Raw genomic sequence first — 24,816 nt, 5'->3', positions numbered from 1 at the left:
CTCAGTCTCCCAACAGCAAGTGATCATCGCCGCCGCGGTAATCGTCCAGGGCGAGTTTGAACCGCCGCAGACGTTCTTGATGGTGGACTTTCATCGCGCCTGCCACGGGCGGGACCTCAGTCGTGCTGCACGCGCGCCCGCTTGAGCAGCTTCTTGCAGCGTTCGGACAAGTGCAACACCCGCAGGTGCTTCCCAGCCTTTTCATAGCGCTCGCGCAATGTCTTGAGCGCGGCGATGGCCGAGTAATCGACGAAGCTCAGGTGGCGACAATCGAGGGTCACCACGGAAGGGTCGTTGGCAGGATCGAACTGATTGAGAAAGGGTGTGGTCGAGGCGAAGAACAGCGTGCCATGCAGCAGGTACAACTTGCTGCCGTCGGCTTCGACGTGAGTGTCGGCATACAACTCGCGGGCCTGCTGCCAGGCGAAGTTGAGGGCCGCGATGATGATGCCGCACAGCACGGCCGTCGCCAGATCGGTGAACACCGTGATCACCGTCACTGCGATGATCACCAGCACGTCATTGAGCGGCACCTTGTTCAGCACCCGCAGCGAGGCCCAGGCAAAGGTCTGCTGCGACACCACGAACATCACCCCGACCAAAGCTGCCAGCGGAATGCGCTCGATCAGCGGCGACAGAAACAGAATGAACAGCAAGATCGCCACCCCGGCGACCACACCGGACAAGCGACCACGACCACCGGAACTGAGGTTGATCACGGTCTGGCCGATCATCGCGCAACCACCCATGCCGCCAAACAGGCCGGACACCACGTTGGCCGCGCCCAACGCCACGCATTCGCGATCGGGGTAGCCGCGGCTCTCGGTGATTTCATCGGTGAGGTTCAGGGTCAGCAGGGTTTCCAGCAAACCGACCAGCGCCATCAGGATCGCGTAAGGCGCGATGATGCGCAGGGTTTCCAGGTTCCAGGGAAGGTCCGGCAGGGCAAACGTCGGCAGGCCGCCGGCGATGTGCGCCATGTCGCCCAGGGTTCGGGTCGGCAGGCCGAGCAGGTAAACCGCCAGGCCAACGCCCAGAATCGCCACCAAGGCTGGCGGGACCGTGCGGGTCAGGCGCGGCAGCACATAGACAATCGCCATCGTCACCGCGACCAGGCCGATCATCATGTACAGCGGCGCACCGCTCAACCAGGCCTCACCGCTTTTGAAGTGCTCCAGTTGCGCCAGGGCAATGATGATCGCCAGGCCGTTGACGAAGCCGAGCATCACCGGGTGCGGCACCATCCGCACCAGTTTGCCCAGCCGCAGCAGCCCGAACGCCAGCATGACCAGGCCGCCGAGTAACACCGTGGCCAGCAAGTACTGCACACCGTGCTGCACTACCAGCGCGACAATCACCACCGCCATCGAACCCGCGGCCCCGGAGACCATGCCCGGCCGACCACCGAACAGCGCGGTCAGGGTGCAAATGATGAACGCGCCATACAGCCCCATCAGCGGATTGAGGTGGGCCACCAGCGCGAAGGCGATGCATTCGGGCAGCAAGGCGAAAGACGTGGTGAGGCCGGCCAGGGCATCGGCGCGTAGATGTTTTGGTTTCATGGGGACCGCATGCAGGGAGTCGCAAGAAAGAGTTTGCGGATGTTACGGAATCGCGGGCGGCCCGGCCAGTTTATGCGACTTCGAAAACGCCATCGCGAGCAGGCTCGCCACACAGTGAACCGCGTTCTCCATACCGGCGCGGTCTAATGTGGGAGCGAGCCTGCTCGCGATGAACGATGACGCGGTCCAGAGCGAACTCACACCATTTCGTTAAGAATCCATTCAACCACCGACGTGCGCTTCGGCACCCAGCCCAGCAACGCCCGCGCATGCTTGCCGCGAACCCGACTGTTGGAGCCCAGGCCATAGTTGGCCATTTCATAACCCCATTCGGCTTCGGCGTCTTTCAGCGCCCAGTCTTGCGGCTTGCCCAGTTTCAACACCTCGGCCATCGCCGTGGTCATGTCGATGAACGACGCTTCGCCGCTTTCGACAAAGTAGAACGTGCCGGGGACGTTTTTGCTCAGCGCCAGCAGGTACAGGGCCACCACGTCTTCGATGTGCACGTTGGACCAGATGTTCTGGCCGGTCCCGACGTGGCGCACCACGCCACTTTTACGCGCCTGTTTCAGCAAACGCGGCAACTGCACGCTGTCGCGATGGACGCCCAGGCTGTGGCCGTAGATCAGGGTGTTGCAGATGACCGCCGAATTCACGCCGTCCCTGGCCGCCGCCAGGATCAGGTTGTCGATGGCCACCCGTGCAGCCTTGTCGACGGTCGGTTCCGGCAGGTTGTCTTCGTAGTAGATGACATCGCTGGACTTTCCGCCCGACGCATCGCCGACGATGCTCGAACCGCTGGTGTGCAGGAACACCTTATTGGAACCGCGCAGGGCGTCGAGCAGGGCTTGCACCGCACCGCGATGGTCACTGCTGGCGGTGTTGATCACCGCGTCGGCGGCGCGGGCCTGATCGGCCAATAGTGCGCTGTCGTCAAGAGTGCCGATGACCGGGGTGATGCCAAGCGCCGTCAGTTCATCCGCTTGTTCGGCGCTGCGCACCAGACCGGTGACCCGATGACCCGCGCGGATCAGGCCCGTGGCGATCGAGCCGCCGATGAAGCCGGCGGCGCCGGTGACGAATACATTCATGGAGGAACTCCCTGCGTTGATCAGTGATGCACCGAGTATCAAGCAGCGATCCCTGACGAAAAATCCCTGCCGGGCCAATTCACTCTTGCGCAGGAGTCACGAATCAATCGCTGAAATCGTCGGCTGCGTACAGCGCCAATTTGCTCTGGATGAAATCCAGGAAACATTGAATTCGCAGGGCCAGTTGCGAGTTGCGGTAATACACCGCGTTGATCGGCTGGCGATAACCACTGTTGAACTCGGCCAGCAAGACTTTCAAGCGTCCGGCGCGGATGTCGTCGATGGTCATGTAATGCGACAGACTGGCGATGCCCTGCCCTTCCAGCGCCAGATGACGAATGGTTTCGCCGCTGGAGGCACTGAGCGAGGCCTGGATCGGCCAGCGGTCACCGTGCACGTAGCGCAGCGGCCATTGGTTGAGGCCTTCGTTCTGGGTGAATCCCAACAAGGTGTGAGCGGTGAGGTCGGCCACGGCGGTGGGCGTACCGTGCTTTTCCAGGTACGCCGGGCTGGCGACGATGTGCAGCGGACTGCAACCCAGGGAGCGGGCATGCAGGGTCGAGTCGGCCAGGGTGCCGATGCGGATGGCGATGTCGGTGCTCTGTTCGAGCAGGTCGATGATCAGGTCGTTGCTGTTGAGTTCCAGTTGAATGTCCGGATAGAGCCGGCGGAACTCATCGATGTAGGGCACGATCGCGTGCAGCATGAATGGCGATGCGGCGTTGATGCGCAAACGCCCGGACGGCGTTTGCTGGCGCGAGGACAGGCGTTCTTCGAGTTCGTCCATCTGATCGAGAATCAGCTTGGCCTGTTCGAAGAAGTACTTGCCCTCCTCGGTCAGGTCCATGCGCCGCGTCGTGCGGTTGATCAACGTGGTATCGAGCTTGGCCTCCAGCCTCGACAGCGTGCGGCTGACCGCCGAAGGCGTTTGCCCCACCTGCTCGGCCGCCGCAGAAATCGACCCGCACTCAATCACGCAGACGAAAATCTGCAACTCATCGGATCTGGCTTTCACGTGTGTTCCTTATCGATAGTCCTGCTCATTTTCAAAGCAGAGCCGACTCCAGGTGCCCGCTCCAGCTATCGATAGTAGCGGAGCCTCAAGCCTTCAGGCCAAACACCTCAATCAAATGCTGCTCGTAGCGCACCACATCGCCTTCGATGTTCGGGCGTTTCATCACGTCGACACAAAGGAAGGTCGGCAACCCGGTCATGCCAAGGAATTCATTGGCCTTGTGGAACGGAAAGTACACCGCGTCCACGCCTTTGCCTTCAAAGAAGTCGGTCGGGTCGTCAAAGGCTTGCTGCGGTGCGTTCCAGGTCAGGGACAGCATGTACTGTTTGCCCTGGATCAAGCCGCCGCTGCCGTACTTCTGCGATGCGTCGGAACGGGTACGTCCGTCGCTGGCATAGAGACTGCCATGGCCTTCGGTGAACACTTCATCGATGTACTTCTTCACGGTCCACGGCGCGCCCATCCACCAGCCGGGCATCTGGTAAATGATCACGTCGGCCCAGAGGAACTTGGCGACTTCTTCCGCGATGTCGTAGCCCTCGTCGATGAACGTGGTTTTGACATCCACGCCACCACGGTCCAGCACGCTCAACGCGGTTTCGTGGAGGGTGGTGTTGTAGCGGCCATCGGAATGGGCGAATTGTTTGCCGCCATTGAGCAACAGGACTTTTTTCATGGGGGATCTCGGAAAGGTCAGAAAGTTGGATGGCGGCAGCGTACCGATTCACCTCGCGCGGAATAAGCGCCTTCATCGCAAAATTCATTTGACCCACAAGCACGAATTGATGGGTGATTGTTGACTTAGACTAGCGCTCATTCTGACTTGAGGAGTATTTTCGATGAGTGAACTGCAAGGCTTCATCCTGCACGCCAAGACCCGCCCGGAAAAATCCGACGCCTTCGAAGCTTTTTTCAGCGGCCATGTAGAAGCCAGCCGCGCCGAGCCCGGCTGCATCGAGTACCACATGCTGCGCGACAAGCTGGACCCGACCCTGTTCATCTTCTATGAGATCTGGCAGTCCCAGGCCCACCTCGACGTGCATGCAAATCTCCCGCACATGAAGCAGTTCCTCGATCAACGCGACGAATACCTGGAGCGCGATTTCGAGATCCGCGCCATCAACATGATCAGCCCGTCGTCCGCTAGCCGCTGATCAACAAGTGGCCGCCGAGCACGCCGAGGCCGATTAAGAACACGCGTATGAACAACACGGCGCTGATCCGCTGGCGTAGCGATTGCCCCAGCCACATGCCGAGCACTGCCGGAATCAGCGCCAGCAAGGACGCGCTCAACTCGCCGCCACCGAGCGCGCCACGCCATAACAAGCCACCCGCCAGGGCGAGTGTCGACACGGTAAACGACAGGCCCAGCGCCTGTACCAGTTCATCCTTGCTCAAGCCCAGCGCTTGCAGATACGGCACCGCCGGGATCACAAACACGCCGGTGGCCGAGGTGATGATGCCTGTCAGTCCACCGCACAGTGGACCGAGCCAAGGTTCGCTGCGGGCACCTGCGCGCAAGGTCGGCAGAAACAACCCGCTCAACGCATAGAGCAACAGCGCCGCCCCCAATCCCCGCACCACCCAGTGCCCGCCCGCCATACCGATCCACAACGTGCCGGCCCCGGTGCCGACGAAAATCGCCAGCAGCATCGGCCAGAGTCGTTTGATCAAACCGCGCAAATGTCCGCCGAATGCCAATTGCCAGACGTTGGTCAGCGTCGCGGGAATGATCAACAGCGCAGCAGCCTGTGACGGGGCCATAGCCAGACCGAGCAAGCCCATGGCGATGGTCGGCAGACCCAGGCCGATCACACCCTTGATCGTGCCGGCCAGCAGAAAGGTCACCATGACCAGCAATGTCAGGGCGAAACCGATATGTTGGTAAAACGAGGCAAGTGTATTCATGGGGCCATGGTGAGCCCGCCGTGGTCGCTTGAAAATCTGCCATATACTGAGGCTGCCTCTCTTAAAACAAGAGGCTGAGAAATGAGGCGCGACGACTGACGCCATCGCGAGCAGGCTCGCTCCCACAGTGGACCTGTGAAATGACACAAATCCCCTGTGGGAGCGGGCCTGCCCGCGATGGTCGTTAACGATAACGCGTGTTTACTGGTTAAACGCGGCGCTCTTTAGTCCATCGCGAGCAGGCTCGCTCCTACATGAGGCCTGCGAACGACACCAATCCCTTGTGGGAGTGGGTTTGGTCGCGATAGGTCCCCTTCAGACAACAGATAGCCAAAGGCTGACGATGCACTTCGACCTGACCGACCTGCGCCTGTACCTGAATATCCTCGACAGCGGCAACATCACCGCCGGTGCCGCGCGCAGTCACTTGTCGCTGGCAGCGGCGAGCGCACGAATCCGTGCCATGGAAGCATCAATCGGCATTGATTTTCTCGAGCGTGGCCGGCGTGGCGTCACTCCCACGCCGGCGGGAAAAGCGCTGGCGCAGCACGCCCGGCTCTTGCTGCAACACGCCGAACGCATGCAGCAGGACCTCGCCGAATACGCCAATGGCGTCAAAGGTCAGGTGCGGCTGTTGTGCAACACCACCGCGCTCACCGAGTACCTGCCGGAACTGCTCGCGGACTTTCTGCGCGAACATCCCAACCTGGACATCGACCTGCAGGAACTGCCCAGCGCCCGCATCACGCATGCCTTGCGTCAGGGCGCGGCCGACCTCGGTATCGTCTCCGATGCCGTGGACACCGACAACCTGCAGACCCTGCCGTTTCGTGACGATCCCCTGGGCTTGATCGTGCCCCGTCATCACCCTCTGGCCGACACCCGGTCGATCGCCTTCAGCGATACGCTGCACCACGATTACGTTGGATTGAACGCCAACAGCGCGTTGGCGACGTACCTCGAAGAACAAGCGCTGCATGTCGGCGCGCGCTTGCAGATCCGCATCCGCGCGGATGGTTTCGATGGCGTGATGCGCATGGTCGCTCGCGGCGCGGGACTGGCGATTGTGCCGTTGGCGGCGGTCGAACGCTGGCCGGGAGAAGCCCCTTTCAACTGCATCGCCCTGCAGGAACCCTGGGCCCGACGCACGCTCCAGCTCTGCGCCAGGGATTTCGCGACACTGCCCGGTTATGCCAAGGCCTTGCTGCACGCCTTGACTCTCCCCTGAGGGGCAGACTTTACCCTTGAGGCTTTCAACTTCAAGGACAGCGGCAATGGGCAAACGAATGCTGGTGATTCTGGGTCATCCGTCGAGCAAAAGTTTTTGCGCCGCCCTCGCCGAGCGCTACACGCAATCGGCGCTGCAGGCCGGGCACGAGGTGCGCCAATTGCTTCTCGGGAAACTGGACTTCGACCCCATCCTGCGCGAGGGCTATCAACAGGTTCAGCCACTGGAAGCGGACTTGCGCCAGGCACAGGCAGATATTTTGTGGGCCGAACATCTGACGCTGGTCTATCCGATCTGGTGGGGCGGGATTCCAGCCTTGCTCAAGGGCTTTTTCGATCGCGTGTTGCTGTCCGGTTTCGCCTTCAAGTACCGCGAAGGCAAGGCCTTTCCCGACAAACTGCTGCACGGTCGCAGCGCCCATTTGCTGGTAACCATGGATACGCCACCCTGGTACTACCGCTGGATCTATCGCATGCCGGGGCTGCACGAGGTCCGCAAAACCACACTGGAGTTTTGCGGCATCAAGCCCACCAAAACCCTCACGTTCGGGCCGATTCTCGGGGCCAACGCAGCGCAACGGCAGACCTGGCTCGAACAGGTGCATGCTATCGCCGCTCATTGAATGTCCCGGATAATGCGCAGGGCCTAAAGGCGCATTGTTCGGGACATTTAAAAAGGGACTTTCATGTACATCGGTCAAGCTGCGCGACTCTCGGGAAGCACCGTCAAAAGCATCCGCCACTATGAAGCCATCGGCTTGTTGCCCCCCGCGCAGCGCCAGGGAAAGTACCGCACTTACTCGCAGCAACACGTCGAGTTGCTGATGTTCATCAAGTGCGCCCAACAGCTGGGCTTCAGGCTCAAGGAAATGCAGGCGATGTTCGAACAGCACCGGGGCGAGGCCTTTCCATGGGCACTTGCGCGAGTCGCCATCGCCGACAAAAAACGCGAGCTGATGGACAACATCGACGCCCTCCAACAACGCCACCGGGCGCTGGAGGACTTAGAGGCGAGCTTGCAGAATGCTCAAGAACAGTGCCGGCTCGACAAACTTTGATAATCATCGGCCGGCAACAGGGCTTCGGAAGACTTACGCGGCCGGACGCTGGCTGCTGCGTTTCTGGATACCTCGATGTCGAGCACAGACAACTGACGCACCACCAAGCCCTATAGGGTGCGACTTCAGTTCTCCCCAACGCTCGGAGTCATCATGTCCGCACCGATTACTGTTCTTCGCGACACTCACCCGCTGCCGGTGCTCGACGCCTGCAAATGGGAAAAACTCGAAGGCGATCCGCATACCGTCAACCTCAACGCCTACACCAGCGAAGACGGCAGCAAGATCATGGGCACCTGGATCTGCACGCCGGGCAAGTGGTACGTGGAATACGTGAAGTGGGAGTACTGCCACTTCCAGGAAGGCTACTGCATCATCACCCCGGAAGGCATGGCGCCGATCCACCTGCGCGCCGGTGACATTTTCGTCATCGAGCCAGGCATGAAAGGCACGTGGGAAGTGGTGGAGACCGTGCGCAAGTATTTCGTGTTTGCCTGATACAAAAAAACCGGGAGATCACCCGACGTGATTTCCCGGTAAATGTCCATCAATACCTGTAGGAGCGAGCTTGCTCGCGAAAAACCTGAGACCGCCAAGGGGGGTCAGGCTTGTCGCGTTATCGTTAACGACCATCGCGAGCGAACTCGCTCCTACAAGGGTTTGCGATAGCTGTTGATGATCGCCGAAAAGTCGTTGCCGCCTTCCCCACGCAAACTCATCGCCTGATACAACTGCTGGGCCACCGCGCCGAGCACCACCGGTTGGTGCGCCTGACGTGCCGCTTCGGTGGCCAGCCCCAGATCCTTGAGCATCAGTTCGGCACCGAAACCACCGGTATAGCCGCGTGACGCAGGCGCCGTTTCGACGATGCCCGGCCATGGGTTGTACATCTCCGAACTCCAGCAACGCCCGGTGGAGCTGTTGATGATGCCCGCCAGCACCTTGGTGTCGATGCCCAGGGCATCGCCCAGGGCCATGGCTTCGCTGACGCCGACCATCGAAATCCCCAGCAGCAGGTTGTTGCAGATTTTAGCGATTTGCCCGGTGCCGACCTCACCGCAATGGACGATGTTGCAGCCCATCTGCGCGAGTACCGGTTGCAGGGTGGCAAACAGTTCCGGCGTGGCGCCGACCATGAAGGTCAACGTCCCGGCAGCGGCGCCCCCCGTACCGCCGGACACCGGGGCATCGGCCATGGCCACGCCCTGTTTGGCGGCAGCGGCGGCCACGTCACGCGCGGTCTGCGGGTCGATGGTGCTGCAATCCACAGCCGGTACGCCTTTGCCGATACCGGCCAGAACGCCGTCTTCACCCAGCCATACACTGCGCACATGGACGGCCGCCGGCAGCATGGTGATCACCAGCTCTGCACCCTCAGCCGCTTCCCGCGCCGAGGCACTGATGCTGCCGCCCAACTGCTCGAGTTCCGCCAGCACGGTTTTGTTCAGGTCGACCAGGCGCAGGGCATGGCCGGCCTTGATCAGGTTGCGCGCCATCGGCGCGCCCATGTTGCCCAGACCGATAAAAGCGATTTTCATGTCCGGCTCCTTAACGCAAGTTGATGGTGGTGTTCACACCGTCGTTGACGCTGTCGTCATCGAACCAGCGACTGGTGACCGTCTTGGTCTGAGTGTAGAACTGCACCACTTGCTTGCCGTACGGGCCGAGGTCGCCGAGTTTGGAACCACGGGAACCGGTGAAGCTGAAGAACGGCACCGGCACGGGGATCGGGATGTTGATACCGACCTGGCCGACGTCGATTTCGCTCTGGAATTTGCGCGCCGCCGCACCGCTCTGGGTGAACAGGCCGGTGCCGTTGCCGAACGGGTTGGCGTTGACCAGGGCGATGGCCTCGTCGAGGGTATTGACCTCCAGCACCACCAGCACCGGGCCGAAGATTTCCTGGGTGTAGATCTGCATGTCGGTGGTCACGCCGGAGAACAGCGTCGGGCCGACAAAGTTGCCCTGCTCGAAACCGGGAACCGTGATGTCGCGACCGTCCAGCTCCAGTTTCGCGCCTTCCTTGATGCCGCTTTCGATCAGATCGAGAATCCGCGCCTTGGCCTTTTTCGAGATCACCGGCCCTACGTCGGTGCCTGGCTCACTGCCCGCGTTGACCTTAAGCTTTTGCGCCAGGGCCTTGAGGTCAGGCAACCACTGTTTGGCCGCGCCCACCAGCACCACCACCGACGTGGCCATGCAACGTTGACCGGCCGCGCCGAAACCGGCGCCCACCAGCGCATTCAGCGCTTGTTCGCGATTGGCATCCGGCAGCACCACGGCGTGGTTCTTGGCGCCCATCATCGATTGCACGCGTTTGCCGTGCTTGCCGGCCAGGTCGTAGACGTGAGTGCCGACCGCAGTCGAGCCGACGAACGAAACCGCCTTGATGTCCTTGTGGGTGCAGAGCGCATCCACCACGTCCTTGCCACCGTGCACGACGTTGAGCACGCCTGCCGGAACGCCGGCTTCGATCGCCAATTCCACCAGCAGCATGGTCGACAGCGGGTCCTGCTCGGACGGCTTGAGTACGAAGGTGTTGCCGCAGGCGATGGCCATCGGGAACATCCACAGCGGAATCATCGCCGGGAAGTTGAACGGCGTGATGCCGGCGCAGACGCCGATCGGTTGACGCAGGGTGTAGGTGTCGACACCGCCCGCCACGTTTTCAGCGAACTCACCCATTTGCAGGGTGCCAATGGAGCAGGCGTGTTCGACCACTTCCAGGCCACGGAAAATGTCGCCCTCGGCGTCGGCGATGGTTTTGCCTTGCTCGTTGCTGAGCACGACGGCGATGCGTTTGGAATGTTCGCGAATCAACGCCTGCAGCTTGAGCATGATGCGCATCCGCGCGCCGATCGGCGTCAGCTTCCAGGTCTGGAAGGCGCGATGGGCGGCGCTGATCGCGGCGTCGACTTCTTCAGTGGTGGCAAACGGCACCTTGGCCAGCACCTGTTGGGTCGCCGGGTTGATGATGTCGTGCCATTCAGTGGTCTTGGATTCGACCCACTCGCCATCGATCAACAGCTTGACCTTGTGCAGCGTGGTTTCGTTAGGCGTAAGCGAAGCGTTCATGTGGGTCTCCGGATGCTTGTTTTTATCTTGGGAGCCAAGGCGAAAAAGTCGCCTTGCGATGAGGCGTGTGTCGCGAATTGGTTGTGGGACTGTTTTTGGAGTATAGATGTGCAAACTTCTAATAAGAACGCACATAAAAGCCGGTCCATCATGCAAAAAAACATCACGTCTTTAGGCTCGCTAAACTGGGACGACCTCAAGTTTTTCCTCGAAGTTGCCCGAACCCGCAAGGCCAGCACCGCAGCCAAACGCCTGGCCGTCGACTACACCACCGTGTCGCGGCGCATCAGTTCGCTGGAAGCCTCATTGGGGACGTTGCTGTTCGAGAAGTCCCGGACCAGCGGTTTCGTCCTGACCGCCGAAGGCCAGCGATTGCTGGGGTACGCCGAGTCGATCGAAAGCACGTTGCACATGGCCTGCGAGCAGGTGTCCGGCTCCGGGGTGGCGTTGTCAGGGCATGTGCGCATGGGCTGTACCGAAGGGTTCGGCAGTTTTTTCATCACGCCTCAGCTTAGCCATTTCGTCGACGCCTACCCGGCCATTTCGGTGGACATCCTGCCGCTGCCGCACTTCATCAGCCTGTCCAAACGCGAGGCGGACATCGTCATCGCCCTGGAGCGCCCGGAACACGGGCCGTATGTCTGCTGCAAACTGACGGACTATCGCCTGCAGCTGTATGCGACCCAGGAATACCTGGACAAACACCCGGCAATCCGCCGCCCGGCCGACCTCAGTGAGCATTCATTCATCAGCTATGTCGACGACCTGGCGTTCAGCTCGGAGCTGCTGTACCTGGCCAACGTGCTACCCGGTGCCAGTGCCAATCTGCGCAGCACCAGCGTGATCGCGCAATTCGTGGCAGCGCAGCAGGGCCGGTCACTGGCGATCCTGCCGTGCTTCCTCGCCGCTCAAGGCCCACGCCTGCTGCCGGTGCTGCCGGAAGAAATCAACATCACCCGGCAGTTCTGGATGTACTGCCGCGAAGACCTGCGCAAGCTCAAGCGGATCACCCTGTTGTGGGATTACATCCGTTCGGTCACTGAGCAGAATCAGCGGCTGTTGATGGGGGAAAGTCGGGCGATGTTGTTCGCCGATTAGTCGGCGCTCACCACGATGGAGACGCGGCGGTTTTCCGCACGGCCGTCCGCTGTGTCGTTGGAGGCCACGGGCTGGCTGCTGCCAAGCCCACGCAGTTGGATGTTGTCCTGTTTCATACCGGTGCTGGCCAGCACCGTGGCGACGCTTTTTGCCCGGCGCAGGGCAAGCTGTTCGTTATAGGCTTCTTTGCCGGACGCATCGGTATGACCATCGACTCTGACGCGCTCGATCCCGACACCCAGTAACGATTTGCCAATGCGCTCGACGATCGCGGTGCTCTGCGGGTTGAGGCTGTCGATATCACTGCCAAACAGCACTTTGCCGGACAGGCCGAACGCCCAGCCTTCATCGGTCAGCTTGAACCCTTGTTGCTTGAGCACGGCAATCTGCGCCGGGGTCAGACCTTTTTGCGGGACCGACTGGCAACCCGTCAGGGTCAGGATGGCCATTACCAGGGTGATCGTGAACAGTCGCAGGGAACGCTGAATGAGTGAGGACACGGGAAATTAGCTCCTGATTTGAACATCGGCGACAGGGTGCTCCGCCCCTGCCGTGTGTTGAGCGCCTCGGGCAAGGCGCTTGGCTTGATACATCGCCGTGTCGGCCGCGCTGAGTAACGCGACCGGTGTCGCGCCATGATCGGGGTAGACGGCAATGCCGATGCTGAGTGAGGTCAGCACTTGATGATCGCCCGGCAACGGGATGGGGACTTCCATGCTGGCCAGGATGTTGTCGGCAATGCGCTCGGCGTCTTCGATCTTGTGCAGCGGTGTCAGCAGCACGGCAAACTCATCGCCGCCCAAGCGAGCGACCAGATCCTCTTCCCGCAGTTGCGCCCGCACGCAATCGGCCACGGCGACCAACACCGCGTCCCCTGCGGCATGACCGAAGTTGTCGTTGATTTCCTTGAACCTATCGCTGTCGAGAAACAGCACCGCCACCCGCTCGTTGAGTTTGTTGGCATTGCGCAATGCCCGTATCAACCGCCCCTCAAAAAACGCCCGGTTCGGCAACCCCGTGAGGCTGTCGTGACTGGCCTGGTGGGCCAGGGTTTCGTTTTCGCTTTGCAGGTGGGTTTGCCAGGATTCCAGCTCATCGAGCAGGGCATTGAAGTCGTTGCCCAGGTTGTCGAGTTCGGCAATGGAAGCGGCGGGCACGCGTTGGTCGAAGGCACGCTCGCTGCGCACGGCATGAGCCACCGAGGCCAGATTACGAAGTGGACCAATGATCCCGCGAAGCTGTCGGCGTGCCAGAGAGAACGCGACCCAGGCGCTGATCGCCGTACACAGCACAATACCCATCAGGCCACTGAGCAAAAAGCGCATCAGGTTGCCGCCATGGCCGGTCAGCAAAATGCTGCCGATCTGCCGATCCTGATGGATGATCGGCAGGTTGATGGGTTTTTCCAGAAAGGCCTTGGCGATCTGCATTTCGAGTCTGGAAAATAACCCGGTTTCCGGCCGCTGCCAGCGCGCCAGCAATTGACCACGTGCGTCCAGTACCTGGGCATCGGCCACTTCTTCGGTGGACGCAATCAACGCCAGCGCCTCGGTGGCGGCGGCTTTGTCGTTGAACACGACGGCGGCTTCCACGGTGTAATTGATCGAACGTGCGATCAGGTGCAGGTTGTGGTCGGCATAAACGCGCAAGGCCAGTACGCCAAGCAAGGTCAAGGAGACACTGGCCATCGCCACGCCCACCAGCGCGACAATCAGATGACCGCGGCCGAGGACGGAGCGCAAAGTCGGGCGACTGCCCGGTTTGAATAGGCTCATGGTGCCGCCGGCTTGCGTCGGGACAGTTGCAGCACGCTTGGGTGAATGCGTACGCCACTGCGGGCAACGGAGTCGAGGTTGACGTCAAAGGACACCTGATCATCACTGACCCGCAGGCAAAACAGACTGCCCACTGCGCATTGATCGTCGCTTTCGCTGATGCTCAGCACCGGGCGACCGGTCAGCGAGGCAAACAGCCGTCCGCGCTCTTCCTGGGTCAATTTGCCGATGTAGACCGCATCGCATTCACTGGTGATAGCCGGATTGTCAGCCAGAAGCCGCTGCACCGTCACGGGCCGGCCGGTCGACTGGGTCGTGCCTTTGACCAGATCGTCGGTGTATTCGGTGGGGCCGACGATGCACAGCCGAAGTTGCGCAGGCTCAACTGGCCAACGGGCATAGCTGAGAATCCCGAGCACCACTTGCGTGACCGATCTGGCCCGCTGGTCGGCCATGCCCGTTGGTGCTTGCGACTGAGCGAAAACCACGCCAGACAACACAAAGAGAACACCGGCAAGCAGCGCTTGTTTGCAGCCAACCACACGCCCTGTCGTCCTGACAGCCACCTTCATGCAGGGATTCTCTTCGAACGTAACGAAATGATGCCGCAACGATAGCACAGCGTTTAAACGCCAGCGAGACTGTGCACGATCGTACTTCGAACCGTTTGCGCAGCCTCGTGACGCCTGGCTCAGCCTATCGTTTCTACTTCTTCCTTGAGCTCCAGCATCAGCCCGCTCAAGCGTTTGACCTTGCGCCTGACCGCTTCTTCAAAGACCCCGGCGCGCGGCTCGATCAAGGTGAACCAGTCCTTGGCCCGGGTAATCCCGGTGTAGATCAACTCTTTGGTCAGCACCGGGTTCAGGGCATCGGGCAGAATCAACGCGGTGTGGGTAAATTCCGAGCCCTGGGATTTATGCACGGTCATGGCATACACGGTTTCAACGTCGTTGAGTCGACTGGGCAGGACGAAACGCACCCCGCCCTGTCCGTCGTTGCGCGGGAACGCCACGCGAAGCACCTGTTTGCCGGCGTCAGGCCCATCACGCTCGGGAAGCTTCAGCGCAATACCGATGTCGCCGTTCATCAGGCCCAGGCCATAGTCGTTGCGGGTCATCAGCACTGGCCGTCCCTCGTACCACTGCTGGTCGCTGTCGATCAGACGGGCCTTGAGCAATGCGTCGGTCACTCGCCGGTTCAAGCCCTCGACGCCCCAGGGTCCCTTGCGCACCGCGCACAGCAACTGAAAAGCGTCGAAGGCTTTCAGGACATCCCGCGCCCACTCCATCCAGCACGCCTCATCGAGCGGACGGTCGAGGGCCGGCCGCTGGGTGCGCAACAAGCTCAGGTAATGCCGGTAACCTTGTGGTCCTTCGCCATGGCCATCGAGCAACAGGCGCTCCAGCGCCCGGTCCTGTTCGTTCTTGAGGGACAGGGAAAACACATCGTCATGGCTGCGAGCCGCCAGCAATTTGCGGGCTTCATCCGGTTGCTGTTGATTGACCCAACGGGCGAGTTGACCGATTCCACTGCCTTCGCCAAACCGCCGCGAGTGACGCAGCATCACCACTTGCTGGGCCAGTGGGTGAGTGCCCTGGGTGTCTTCCTGCAAGCCACTGGCCGCCAGGCTTTCGCCACTGACGGCTTCCAGCCACTGGCGTGTTTGCGGGCTGTACCAACCGGCCTCGGCATCGCGACACAAATCGCCCAGCACAGCACCGGCCTCGACCGATGCCAGCTGATCCTTGTCGCCCAGCAACACCAGGCGAGCATGGGCTGGCAGCGCGTCGAGCAGGCTGGCCATCATTTCCAGGTCGATCATCGAGGCTTCGTCCACCACCAACACGTCCAGCGGCAAGCGATTGCCCGCGTGGTGACGGAAATGTCGCGTACCGGGGCGGCTGCCGAGCAGACGGTGCACGGTGGTGACATCCGAAGGGATTTTCTGGCGTATGGCGTCGGTGACTTTCAGCGTTCTGACTTGCTGACTGATGGATTCGGTCAGGCGCGCCGCCGCTTTGCCGGTCGGGGCGGCGAGACGAATGCGCAGCGGTTTGCCCGCCTCCACCGCTGGCGCCTGAAGCAACGCCAGCAAGCGCACGACAGTGGTCGTCTTGCCGGTTCCCGGTCCGCCGGTGACGATGCTGAAGGCGCCTCGGGTAGCGAGGGCGCAGGCCAGTTTCTGCCAGTCGATCACGTCCCCCGGTTTGGCCACACCGAACAGTCCGCTGAGGCGCTCGGACAAGTCGCCGGGGGTTGCTTCGTGTTCGGCCAGGCGTTGACGCAGCGCGTTGTCAATACGGCGCTCGTAAGCCCAGTAACGGCGCAGGTACAGGCGCTTGCCCGACAACACCAGTGGACGGCTTTGCACCGCCTCACACCCGTCGGCCGCCAACGCGACCAGACTGCTGGAGGCCAGCACCTTGCACCAATGGGCGCCGTCCAGCGCGACCAGCAACTGCGATGGCAACACCATCGCGCCACTGTGCAGATCACCCTCCGGTGGCAGCGACAGGGCGAAGTCCGGCTCCTTCAATGTCTCGAACAAGTCGAGGCAAACATGCCCGTGGCCCAACTGGTGACTGGTCAATGCCGCGGCCAGCAGCACCAATGGATCATCGTCCGGCGCCAGTTCATGAAGAAAGGCCACGAAGGCTTTGTCCAGTGCACGCAACCAGCCACGTTCGACCCAGCGGGTGAGCAGCAACAGCAAGTCGTCAGCACGGCTCAGGGGGGCAAGCTCGGCGAGGCTCTCGGCGGCCAATGAAGTGGGCAACAGGTCAGCGAAGGTGCGGCTCATAGCAATACTCCCTGTTCCCAGGCGGGTTCGGCCTTGGGTTCTGGCTTACCTTGAAACAGCCGGTCCATTCGTTCGATCAGCTCTTTTGGAGGGCGGGCGAAGTACACGCCCTGGCTGGAGGCACGCGTGCCGCGCAAGAACAGGTACAACGCGCCGCCGACATGCCGGTCGTAGTCGTAATCGGCCAGCCGGGCCTTGAGTTGCCGGTGCAGCGCCAGGAGGTACAACACGTATTGCAGGTCATAGCGGTTGTCGAGGATCGACTGCTCCATGGCCTGTTCGGTGTAGGCCGCGTCGTCGACGCCTAGCCAGTTGGATTTGTAGTCAGCGACGTAGTAACGACCGTCGTGCTCGAAGGTCAGGTCGATAAAGCCCTTGAACATGCCATTGAGCAACACGGGTTCGGCGGCTACCCGCGCCACGCCGTTGTGCGTGTATTGGCACACCAGCGCGTCGAGCTTGAGCACGTCGACCTTGTGGCTGGCGAACCAGAATTCCATTTCGACCTGGTACTGGGTCAGTCGCTCGAAAACCACCGGCGGGTGCCCTGTACCGACCGGCAACGGCGATTTGAGCAAGTGCTGCAGCCAATCGCTCAACGTGGTGATCCAGCCTTCCCAGCCACGGCGATTGCAGCGACGGGCGATCGCATCTTCCACGGCCTGAGGGCTGGCGGTAAAACCTTCGCCGCCCGCCCATTCGAGCAATCCATGAAGAAAGGTGCCCGGGTTCGGACCGCGAGGGAATCGATGGATATCGGCGCCCCCGGCGACCATTTCATGGGGCGCTTGTGGATCGAGACGTTCGTCGTCAAAGAGTTTCTGCGCCTGCGGGCTCTCCGGCGCTTCAACGCTGCCGACACTCAGGATGTCGCTGATTCGCAACGCGCTGTAGGAAGCGATCCACCAGTTTTCGCTGGCCTTGCGTTTCGGCATCAACGGGGCCAGTAACGCTGCTTCGTTCTGCGGTGGGTGGTAATGCTCGGCGGTGGCTTCGGGCATTTCGCCGTAAGCCAGCGCGGCACAGTCCTGTTGCAGGTCTTCCAGCCAACGCTTCAGCCCTGCCGATTCAGCCAATGCAGCGCCGCCGCCCAACAGATAACCCAGTGCCGAAAGGTGCAGCACCGAGCTGTTGTTATTGCCGCGCTTGAGGTCCGTCACGCCCAGCCAGCAGGCATGCTGCGCCCGGGTCAGGGCGACATAGAGCAAGCGCAAATCTTCGGCCAGACGTTCATCATCGGCCAGGGCAATCAACTCGGCGGTCGGACTCAAGGTCACCTGGGCCTTGCCCGTGGCGTCGTGGTAATGCAACGGCAGTCGGCTGCCATCCACCGGTTTCGCCGAACAAATGAACGGCAGGAACACCAAGGGATATTCCAGCCCCTTGGATTTGTGGATGGTCACGACCTTGACCAGTTGCTCATCGCTTTCCAGACGCAGGATCTGCTCTTCGCCGGCCTGGCCGGACAATGCCAGATGCTCGGACAGATGTCGGATCAGGGCCTGCTCGCCATCCAGTTCGGCCGCCGCCTGCTGCAACAACTCGCAGAGGTGCAACAGGTTGGTCAGCACTCGCTCGCCATCGCTGCGAGCCATCAACGCCTGGGGCAGCTGGAAGTCATGCAGCAGACGGCGCAACATGGGCAACACGCCCTGCTTGCGCCAAATCTCGCGATAACTGCGGAACTGCATCACCCGCGATTCCCAGGCCAGTTCGTCCTGATTCAGCCGCTCAAGTTCCGCCAGCGACAGATTCAGCGTGATACAGGCCAACGCAGCCCGCAGAGGGCGTTCGACATCCGGCTCGGCACAGGCCTTGAGCCAGGCCAGCACATCGTGAGCTTCTTGAGCGGCGAACACCGAGTCCTTGTCCGACAAATAAACGCTGCGTACGCCACGGGCCGAGAGTTCGGCACGCACAGCCTGCGCTTCCTTGCCATCACGGACCAGGATCGCAATGTCCGCGGGTAACAGCCCTCTGAAGTCCTTGCCATCCTGAGTGAAACCCGCAAGCCCCTGTTGCCCGCCATTGAGCAGTCCGGTGATCTCGCTGGCACAGGCGGCCGCCAGTTGTTGCCGATAAACCGCACCAGACAAGGGTTGCTCGGCGGACAAGTGCCAGATGTTCAGGGCCGGTACGACCTGACCATCGACGCACAGGACTTCTTTACGGCCCTGGGAGTCGACCGGCAGGAACGGCACCGGGTTGTCGCCGTTCGTTTCGCGGAACAGGAACGCACCACGCCCGGATTCACGGGATTCCGCACGCTCGAAGACATGGTTCACGGCACCGACCATGCCATGACTGGAACGGAAATTGGTGCCCAGGGTGTGCAGTCGGCCAGCAGTGGCCTGACGCGCTCGAAGGTAGGTATAGATGTCGGCACCGCGGAAGGCGTAAATCGCCTGCTTCGGGTCGCCGATCAGAAACAGGCCGTTTTCGGGGTTGTTGTCTTCGATGCAGTAGATGCTCTCGAAGATCCGGTACTGCACTGGGTCGGTGTCCTGGAACTCATCGATCAGCGCTACCGGAAACTGCTCGCGGATCAGGGCGGCCAAGCGCTCGCCGCCATCGGATTGCAACGCAGCATCAAGACGCAGCAACATGTCGTCGAAGCCCATTTCCGCACGGCGACGTTTCTCTTCTTCGAAGCGTGCACCGACCCAACGGGCGGCGTGTTGCAGCACGGCGGCATCAGGCGTCGGCAATTGCTCAAGTGCGGTTTTCAGGCCGGGCATTGCGTCCAGGCCAGGGTGACTGGGCACGTCGCCCTTCTTCCAGGCTTCGGCCATACCCTCGGGCGTCAGGCGCGTGAAACCAGTGCCGATGTCCAGTTGCTCAAGGGATTCATCCTCGGCCCAGGCTTTGAGTTTCTCGAACCAGGGCTCGAAGTAACGCGCCTGCATCTTGCGACCGTCGACATTTTTGCTGGCAACACCCTCGTGGCAGATGGCGAGCAACTCGTCCGCCCACTGACGCCACGGCCTCTTGAGTTCGAGCAAGGCCGCCCGTCGTTGCTGCAGACATTCGGTGATCAGTTCGACAGGTTCTTTACCTTCAATACTGTCGCGCTCACTGGCGAACAGTCCGCGAACGCGCGGCAACAATGCGGCCGGGCCACCCCAGTTGTTGCGCACCCAGTTCAGGGTATCGCCTTGCATCGGGTAGCAGAACAGTCGCCAGTAATCGCGCAAGACCTCGCCGAGCAAATCGCTGTGATCGGTTTCCAGGGTCTGGGTAAACAGGCTGCCACTGTCGAACGCGTGTTCACGCAACATCCGCTGACACCAACTGTGGATGGTCGAAACGGCGGCTTCGTCCATCCACTGGGCGGCGATGTCCAGGCGGTTCGCGCAACCGGGCCACTGTTCGGGCGGGTACTCGTTACGCAGGTCTGCAATCAGCCCATCGGGTGCCGATGTTTCATCACGGAAATACCGGGCGGCTTCTGCCAGCCGTGTGCGAATGCGTTCGCGCAGCTCTTTGGTGGCAGCATCGGTGAAGGTCACGACGAGGATTTGCGGCGGCAATAGCTCGCGCCCGAAACCACTCGGTTCGCCGCCATGGCCAAGGACCAGGCGCAGATACAGGGCAGAAATGGTAAACGTCTTGCCGGTCCCGGCACTGGCTTCGATCAGTTGACTGCCGCGCAGCGGGAATGCCAGGGCCAGAGGTGTCTTGCCGGTCATGAGCGCGCCTCCTCGCTGGACAACGAGCGCCAAGTTGCCTCGAGTAGTGGCCGATACAACGCGCTGCACCAATCGACGAACGTCTCATCGGCGGTCAGTGCATCGTAATCAGCGAATTGACGGGCCAGCGCCACGCTCTCCCTTCGCTCCCCGTCAGTGTTCACGCCATCACCTTCATACGCTTTGCGAGCGGCCGCTTCGGCTTTGACCGGCTCGGTTTGACCCAACCAGGCGAACGCAGTCTTGACGGCAATCGGCAGCGGCTGGCGCATGCCCGATTGCCAGGCCAGCAACAGGTCCCCCAGAATTCGCGATGCAGACGCCTGCTCCATCGGATCAAGTACCAGGCTGTCGTCACTGGCCACCAATGCAGTCGTCATGGCCATGCCGCTGGCGCAAGCGACCAGATGATTGACCCAGGGTCGCGTCAGGCGATGCCATTTGCGTGACTTGATCGAGCCGATGCTGTTGGGGATGGTTGTGACCGAGAGCAAACCACCGTCCGCTCGTTGGTGCAGACCGCTGAGCCAACCCTCGACAGGCAGACCATGCAGCTCCAGATTGACCGGCAGGGCACTGGTCAGCGGCGTCGGCCATAAGGCCAGGAGCTGATGGTAGCGTTGCAGCAGATCGGGTAACGGCTCTATCAACTCTTGCTGAAGGCATTCGCCAAATCCTGCCATCGGCAGCAGCCCACTGTTTTGCAGGCGCCGGGCCTGCGCCTCCAATACCTGATCGACTTCGCCCGGTTGCGTCAGTGCGGCGTCGAGCAAACTGTCGCTGAGGCTATAGCGTTGCAGTGCATCGAGCACAAAGGGCTCTTCATCCGCCAAAGGCACTTCGGCAGCTTCGAAAAACACCTTCAAGCGCTGGCTGAAGAAATGCCGCACAGGGTTGCGCAGGAAGTCCTGCAATTGGCCGAGACCCAGCGGCTCTTCCGGAACGTGGGCTTCCAGTATTTCGATATCAACTGCTTGTTCGGCAGCGTGATGAAGCACCTGCCATTCATTGGCGTAGCTAAACAACGCATCGCCTTCATGGAAGTAACGCGCGCTGAAAGGCTGCAAAGGGTGTTCCTGAGTGAGGGTCTCAAGCAGGTCCTCGTTGGCGTCGGTCAATCGCCAGCCGCTGGCCAGGTGGTCGCGGAGCTGGCCGATCAGCACCGACGCCGGGCGTTCGCTGTTATCGCGGATACTACGGCCGACCCAACTGATGTAGAGCTGGTCACGGGCCGACAACAGCGCTTCCAGCAGCAAGTAACGGTCATCTTCGCGTCGCGATCGATCACCGGGGCGGTAGTCACTGCCCATGAGATCGAAATCCAATGGAGGCTGTGCACGCGGGTAGTCGCCGTCATTCATCCCCAGCAGACAGACCAGTTTGAAGGGAATGGCTCGCATGGGCATCAAGGTGCAGAAGTTAACGGCTCCGGCCAGAAAACGCTGCGACAAGCGTCCCTGATCGAGACCGGCCAGCCAGGCCTCACGGACGACGGTCAGGGGCAGTTCATCCTGCAAGCCTACCGATTCACAATTCTCGAGCCAGGTTTCGCGCAAGGCTTCCAGTTGGGTCAGCAAATAGTCGTCATGCTCGTTACTGGCCTGGAAGAACAATGACATCAACGCCTGTAATCGCACACTCCATTGCCGGGGCGATGCCGGCTGCGTGAGTTCGTGGTGGGCGATCTCCAGCGCATCGAGCAACGCCACCAGTGGGCCAATGAGCGCGGCATCCAGCCCGCCGATCTCGTCGTAGGGTTCGATACCTTCGCAAGCGCTGCCACTGCCCACGGCATAACCCAGCAACATCCGGCGCAGGCCAAAACGCCAACTGTTTTGCTCCAGCGCCTGCGGCAGTCCCAATCCTGCCCGCTGCTCGGCATTCATGCCCCAGCGAATACCCGCGCCTTCAATCCAGCGGTGAAGGGTGGGCAGATCACGCTCCTCAACGCCGAAGCGAGCGCGCAATGCCGGGACATCCAACAGATCGAGAATTTCGCTGACAGGGAAACGGCTGTCCGGCAGCTTGAGTAGATGTTCGACGGCGATCAGCAGCGGGTCGCGGCCACGCTGGCCTTGGTCAGCGAGCGTGAAGGGAATGAAACGCGGATCATGACGATCAAGCTGGCCGAACGCTGCTCGTATATGCGGGGCATAACTGTCGATATCCGGGACCATGACGATCACATCCCGTGGACGCAAATCTGCATCGGCGCTGAAACGTGCGAGCAATTGATCGTGAAGGATTTCGACTTCACGTTGAGCGCTGTGCGCGATGTGAAAACGGATCGACTGATCTGTCTCCAGATCTACAGCCGGCCAACGTTCGCGAGTCTCGTTCAGGGGACGCAGCTCAAGGATATCGTCCTGCAACTGATTGAGCATGTTCAGGGGCTGGCTGTCACTGAACAGGTCGATGCGGCCGTCGCGAAACGCAGAGCGATAGCTGTTGGGATCATCGTAGCTATCGAGCAGGTTGATATAGTCCCGCCCCTGCTTGCCCCATGCGGCCAGCAACGGATGGGCATGCTGATGAAGGGTTTGCGGGTCGAGTACAACCGGCATGCCGTTCTTGCGAGCCTGGCGTTTGTATTGATGCCGCAGCAGGTCCTTATCGGCGACGATGTCCGCCCAATGGTGGCGACACGGGTTATGCACGCACAGCAGCACCTGGCTGAAACGAGCCAGTCCGGCCAAGGCTTCCAGGGCCTGTGCGGGCAGAGACGAAATGCCGAAAACGATGACCCGGGAAGGCAGCCCGACAGGGGCAACATCGAGGCGGTTGATCCGCTCGATGAACCGCTGGTGTACACCGGCGCGGCTTTGCGCCATGCCCTCTTCGCCGACATCCAGCAGCAGTGCGCGCCACAATTCCGCTTGCCAGCAATTGGCCGGGGTCAGCGGTTTGGCTTCACCTCTGCCGTTGCGTAATTGATGCCGACCTTCAGCCCAGTCTTCGAGCCAGTCGGCACGGTACACCTGGTACTGGTCGAACAAATCCGCCAGCCGCTCAGCCAATTGATAGCGTTTGCGCAGATCGGTGTCATGGGTCAGGAAGCGCTGCAGGGGCTCGAAATGCGGTTGATTGATCAGTTGCGGAAGCAGACGCATCAGGCGCCAGGTCAAGGGAGCCTTATCGAGCAGGGAAGTGACCGGAATTTCGTCACGACCAAGGACCATGCGATACAGCTGCCACATGAAGCTGCCCGGTAACTGTACGTCGATGGCAGCGGCGATACCGCAGCCGCCCATGTCATCTTCTTCAGAGTCTTCAGCCAGTGCCAACTTGAGCCACTGCGCAATGCCATTACTCTGCACAAGTGCAATTTCATTTTCCAAGGGTGCCAGCGGGTAACGCCGCATCCAGCTCACCACCAGGCTGCGTAACTCGTCGAGGCGGTTGCCGTGAACCACCATAAAACCAGCACTGAGGGACGTTGCATCCGGCATAAAGGCTTCCTTGGAAAGCTCAAAATCGAGGGACGACTTTAGCATTGAAGGCGACTTGCTTCATTGTAGGAGCGAGCTCGCTCGCGAAGAACTTCAGGGCTGCGGGTGGCCTCAGACAGTAACGTCATCGCTGCCGCGGCCATTTCCGGCGCAGTACTTTCCTGCGGACAAAAACAAAACCCCTACCTGCATACGCAGATAGGGGTTTTGGAATTTAATCTTGACGATGACCTACTCTCACATGGGGAAACCCCACACTACCATCGGCGATGCATCGTTTCACTGCTGAGTTCGGGATGGGATCAGGTGGTTCCAATGCTCTATGGTCGTCAAGAAATTCGGGTACCGAACCGTCTTTCGACGCTTCAGCAAATTGGGTATGCGATAGTTTGTGCGGCTTTTGTGAATGGTTGCGAACTTTCGGTTCATTGCGTCTTCACACACCGCAATCTGGCCTTTCGACGCAAATTGCTTGGGTGTTATATGGTCAAGCCTCACGGGCAATTAGTATTGGTTAGCTCAACGCCTCACAGCGCTTACACACCCAACCTATCAACGTCGTAGTCTTCGACGGCCCTTCAGGGAACTCAAGGTTCCAGTGAGATCTCATCTTGAGGCTAGTTTCCCGCTTAGATGCTTTCAGCGGTTATCTATTCCGAACATAGCTACCCGGCAATGCCACTGGCGTGACAACCGGAACACCAGAGGTTCGTCCACTCCGGTCCTCTCGTACTAGGAGCAGCCCCTCTCAAATCTCAAACGTCCACGGCAGATAGGGACCGAACTGTCTCACGACGTTCTAAACCCAGCTCGCGTACCACTTTAAATGGCGAACAGCCATACCCTTGGGACCGGCTTCAGCCCCAGGATGTGATGAGCCGACATCGAGGTGCCAAACACCGCCGTCGATATGAACTCTTGGGCGGTATCAGCCTGTTATCCCCGGAGTACCTTTTATCCGTTGAGCGATGGCCCTTCCATACAGAACCACCGGATCACTAAGACCTACTTTCGTACCTGCTCGACGTGTCTGTCTCGCAGTCAAGCGCGCTTTTGCCTTTATACTCTA

At 60.7% G+C, this 24,816-nt stretch carries 19 protein-coding genes, 2 rRNA genes and 1 pseudogene (1 of these 22 cut by a window edge); 6 read left to right on the top strand and 16 right to left on the bottom strand.

Annotated elements, in window-relative coordinates:
- Position 1: 1 nt before the first annotated feature.
- The 5 genes and pseudogenes from ACX3YD_RS19570 to ACX3YD_RS19550 all read right to left on the bottom strand — a co-directional run.
- Positions 2-82 (bottom strand): annotated as a pseudogene (locus ACX3YD_RS19570) (MurR/RpiR family transcriptional regulator); the annotation flags it as partial.
- Positions 83-116: 34 nt separating this feature from the next.
- Positions 117-1,562: a SulP family inorganic anion transporter gene (locus ACX3YD_RS19565; RefSeq protein ID WP_103404055.1), complete on the bottom strand. Its 1,446-nt coding sequence runs from the start codon at positions 1,560-1,562 to the stop codon at positions 117-119.
- A gap of 197 nt (positions 1,563-1,759) precedes the next feature.
- Positions 1,760-2,653, bottom strand: a complete 894-nt coding sequence (locus tag ACX3YD_RS19560) for an NAD-dependent epimerase/dehydratase family protein (RefSeq protein ID WP_458960812.1) — start codon at positions 2,651-2,653, stop codon at positions 1,760-1,762.
- Positions 2,654-2,756: 103 nt separating this feature from the next.
- Positions 2,757-3,668, bottom strand: a complete 912-nt coding sequence (locus tag ACX3YD_RS19555) for a LysR family transcriptional regulator (RefSeq protein ID WP_458960811.1) — start codon at positions 3,666-3,668, stop codon at positions 2,757-2,759.
- An 85-nt stretch (positions 3,669-3,753) separates the two neighbouring features.
- Complete coding sequence (locus ACX3YD_RS19550; RefSeq protein WP_458960810.1) at positions 3,754-4,344, bottom strand: NAD(P)H-dependent oxidoreductase; 591 nt, start codon at positions 4,342-4,344, stop codon at positions 3,754-3,756.
- Between the two features lie 163 nt (positions 4,345-4,507).
- Between ACX3YD_RS19550 and ACX3YD_RS19545 the strand changes: the two genes are divergently transcribed.
- Positions 4,508-4,822 carry a putative quinol monooxygenase gene (locus ACX3YD_RS19545; RefSeq protein ID WP_458960809.1) on the top strand — a complete coding sequence of 105 codons (315 nt, stop codon included), beginning with the start codon at positions 4,508-4,510 and terminating at the stop codon, positions 4,820-4,822.
- Here ACX3YD_RS19545 and ACX3YD_RS19540 read toward each other — a convergent pair.
- Positions 4,812-5,576 carry a sulfite exporter TauE/SafE family protein gene (locus tag ACX3YD_RS19540; protein WP_458960808.1) on the bottom strand — a complete coding sequence of 255 codons (765 nt, stop codon included), beginning with the start codon at positions 5,574-5,576 and terminating at the stop codon, positions 4,812-4,814. The two genes, ACX3YD_RS19545 and ACX3YD_RS19540, sit on opposite strands and share 11 nt — an antisense overlap.
- A gap of 343 nt (positions 5,577-5,919) precedes the next feature.
- On the opposite strand from ACX3YD_RS19540, the gene ACX3YD_RS19535 reads away from it, so the two are divergent.
- The 4 genes from ACX3YD_RS19535 (at position 5,920) to ACX3YD_RS19520 (ending at position 8,359) form a co-directional block, all read left to right on the top strand.
- A complete protein-coding gene (locus ACX3YD_RS19535) occupies positions 5,920-6,804 on the top strand; it encodes a LysR substrate-binding domain-containing protein (RefSeq protein WP_458960807.1) in 885 nt (294 codons plus the stop codon).
- A 46-nt stretch (positions 6,805-6,850) separates the two neighbouring features.
- Positions 6,851-7,426: an NAD(P)H-dependent oxidoreductase gene (locus ACX3YD_RS19530; RefSeq protein ID WP_458960806.1), complete on the top strand. Its 576-nt coding sequence runs from the start codon at positions 6,851-6,853 to the stop codon at positions 7,424-7,426.
- A gap of 63 nt (positions 7,427-7,489) precedes the next feature.
- Positions 7,490-7,861: a MerR family transcriptional regulator gene (locus tag ACX3YD_RS19525; protein ID WP_458960805.1), complete on the top strand. Its 372-nt coding sequence runs from the start codon at positions 7,490-7,492 to the stop codon at positions 7,859-7,861.
- Positions 7,862-8,014: 153 nt separating this feature from the next.
- Complete coding sequence (locus tag ACX3YD_RS19520) at positions 8,015-8,359, top strand: cupin domain-containing protein (RefSeq protein ID WP_030128140.1); 345 nt, start codon at positions 8,015-8,017, stop codon at positions 8,357-8,359.
- Positions 8,360-8,511: 152 nt separating this feature from the next.
- On the opposite strand, the gene mmsB is transcribed toward ACX3YD_RS19520, so the two are convergent.
- Both mmsB and ACX3YD_RS19510 read right to left on the bottom strand, forming a co-directional pair.
- Positions 8,512-9,399, bottom strand: a complete 888-nt coding sequence (gene mmsB, locus ACX3YD_RS19515; RefSeq protein WP_458960804.1) for a 3-hydroxyisobutyrate dehydrogenase — start codon at positions 9,397-9,399, stop codon at positions 8,512-8,514.
- A gap of 10 nt (positions 9,400-9,409) precedes the next feature.
- Entirely contained in the window at positions 9,410-10,936 is a 1,527-nt protein-coding gene (locus tag ACX3YD_RS19510; protein WP_103404065.1) for a CoA-acylating methylmalonate-semialdehyde dehydrogenase, read from the bottom strand.
- Positions 10,937-11,086: 150 nt separating this feature from the next.
- On the opposite strand from ACX3YD_RS19510, the gene ACX3YD_RS19505 reads away from it, so the two are divergent.
- Positions 11,087-12,034: a LysR family transcriptional regulator gene (locus ACX3YD_RS19505; protein ID WP_458960803.1), complete on the top strand. Its 948-nt coding sequence runs from the start codon at positions 11,087-11,089 to the stop codon at positions 12,032-12,034.
- Here ACX3YD_RS19505 and ACX3YD_RS19500 read toward each other — a convergent pair.
- The 8 genes from ACX3YD_RS19500 to ACX3YD_RS19465 form a co-directional block, all read right to left on the bottom strand.
- Complete coding sequence (locus ACX3YD_RS19500) at positions 12,031-12,483, bottom strand: OmpA family protein (protein ID WP_103404074.1); 453 nt, start codon at positions 12,481-12,483, stop codon at positions 12,031-12,033. The genes ACX3YD_RS19505 and ACX3YD_RS19500 overlap by 4 nt on opposite strands.
- Before the next feature lie 57 nt (positions 12,484-12,540).
- The gene (locus ACX3YD_RS19495; RefSeq protein ID WP_458960802.1) at positions 12,541-13,809 is read right to left on the bottom strand and encodes a diguanylate cyclase domain-containing protein; all 1,269 of its coding nucleotides are present in this window, start codon (positions 13,807-13,809) and stop codon (positions 12,541-12,543) included.
- Positions 13,806-14,381 carry a YfiR family protein gene (locus tag ACX3YD_RS19490; RefSeq protein ID WP_458960801.1) on the bottom strand — a complete coding sequence of 192 codons (576 nt, stop codon included), beginning with the start codon at positions 14,379-14,381 and terminating at the stop codon, positions 13,806-13,808. Before ACX3YD_RS19490 ends, ACX3YD_RS19495 begins: the two co-directional genes overlap by 4 nt.
- Before the next feature lie 119 nt (positions 14,382-14,500).
- Positions 14,501-16,609, bottom strand: a complete 2,109-nt coding sequence (gene recD / locus ACX3YD_RS19485; RefSeq protein ID WP_458960800.1) for an exodeoxyribonuclease V subunit alpha — start codon at positions 16,607-16,609, stop codon at positions 14,501-14,503.
- Complete coding sequence (gene recB / locus ACX3YD_RS19480; protein WP_458960799.1) at positions 16,606-20,298, bottom strand: exodeoxyribonuclease V subunit beta; 3,693 nt, start codon at positions 20,296-20,298, stop codon at positions 16,606-16,608. The genes recD and recB overlap by 4 nt, the downstream gene beginning before the upstream one ends.
- Positions 20,295-23,747: an exodeoxyribonuclease V subunit gamma gene (gene recC / locus ACX3YD_RS19475; protein WP_458960798.1), complete on the bottom strand. Its 3,453-nt coding sequence runs from the start codon at positions 23,745-23,747 to the stop codon at positions 20,295-20,297. The genes recB and recC overlap by 4 nt, the downstream gene beginning before the upstream one ends.
- A 218-nt stretch (positions 23,748-23,965) precedes the next feature.
- Positions 23,966-24,081, bottom strand: a 5S ribosomal RNA gene (gene rrf, locus ACX3YD_RS19470).
- 149 nt (positions 24,082-24,230) lie between these two features.
- Positions 24,231-24,816 (bottom strand): 23S ribosomal RNA (locus ACX3YD_RS19465); it runs 2,306 nt beyond the window's last position.

It is taken from the genome of Pseudomonas fluorescens group sp. PF-1 (assembly GCF_054481335.1).
Note: the sequence above shows the minus strand (reverse complement) of the source record. Positions and strands in the feature narration are given on the sequence as shown.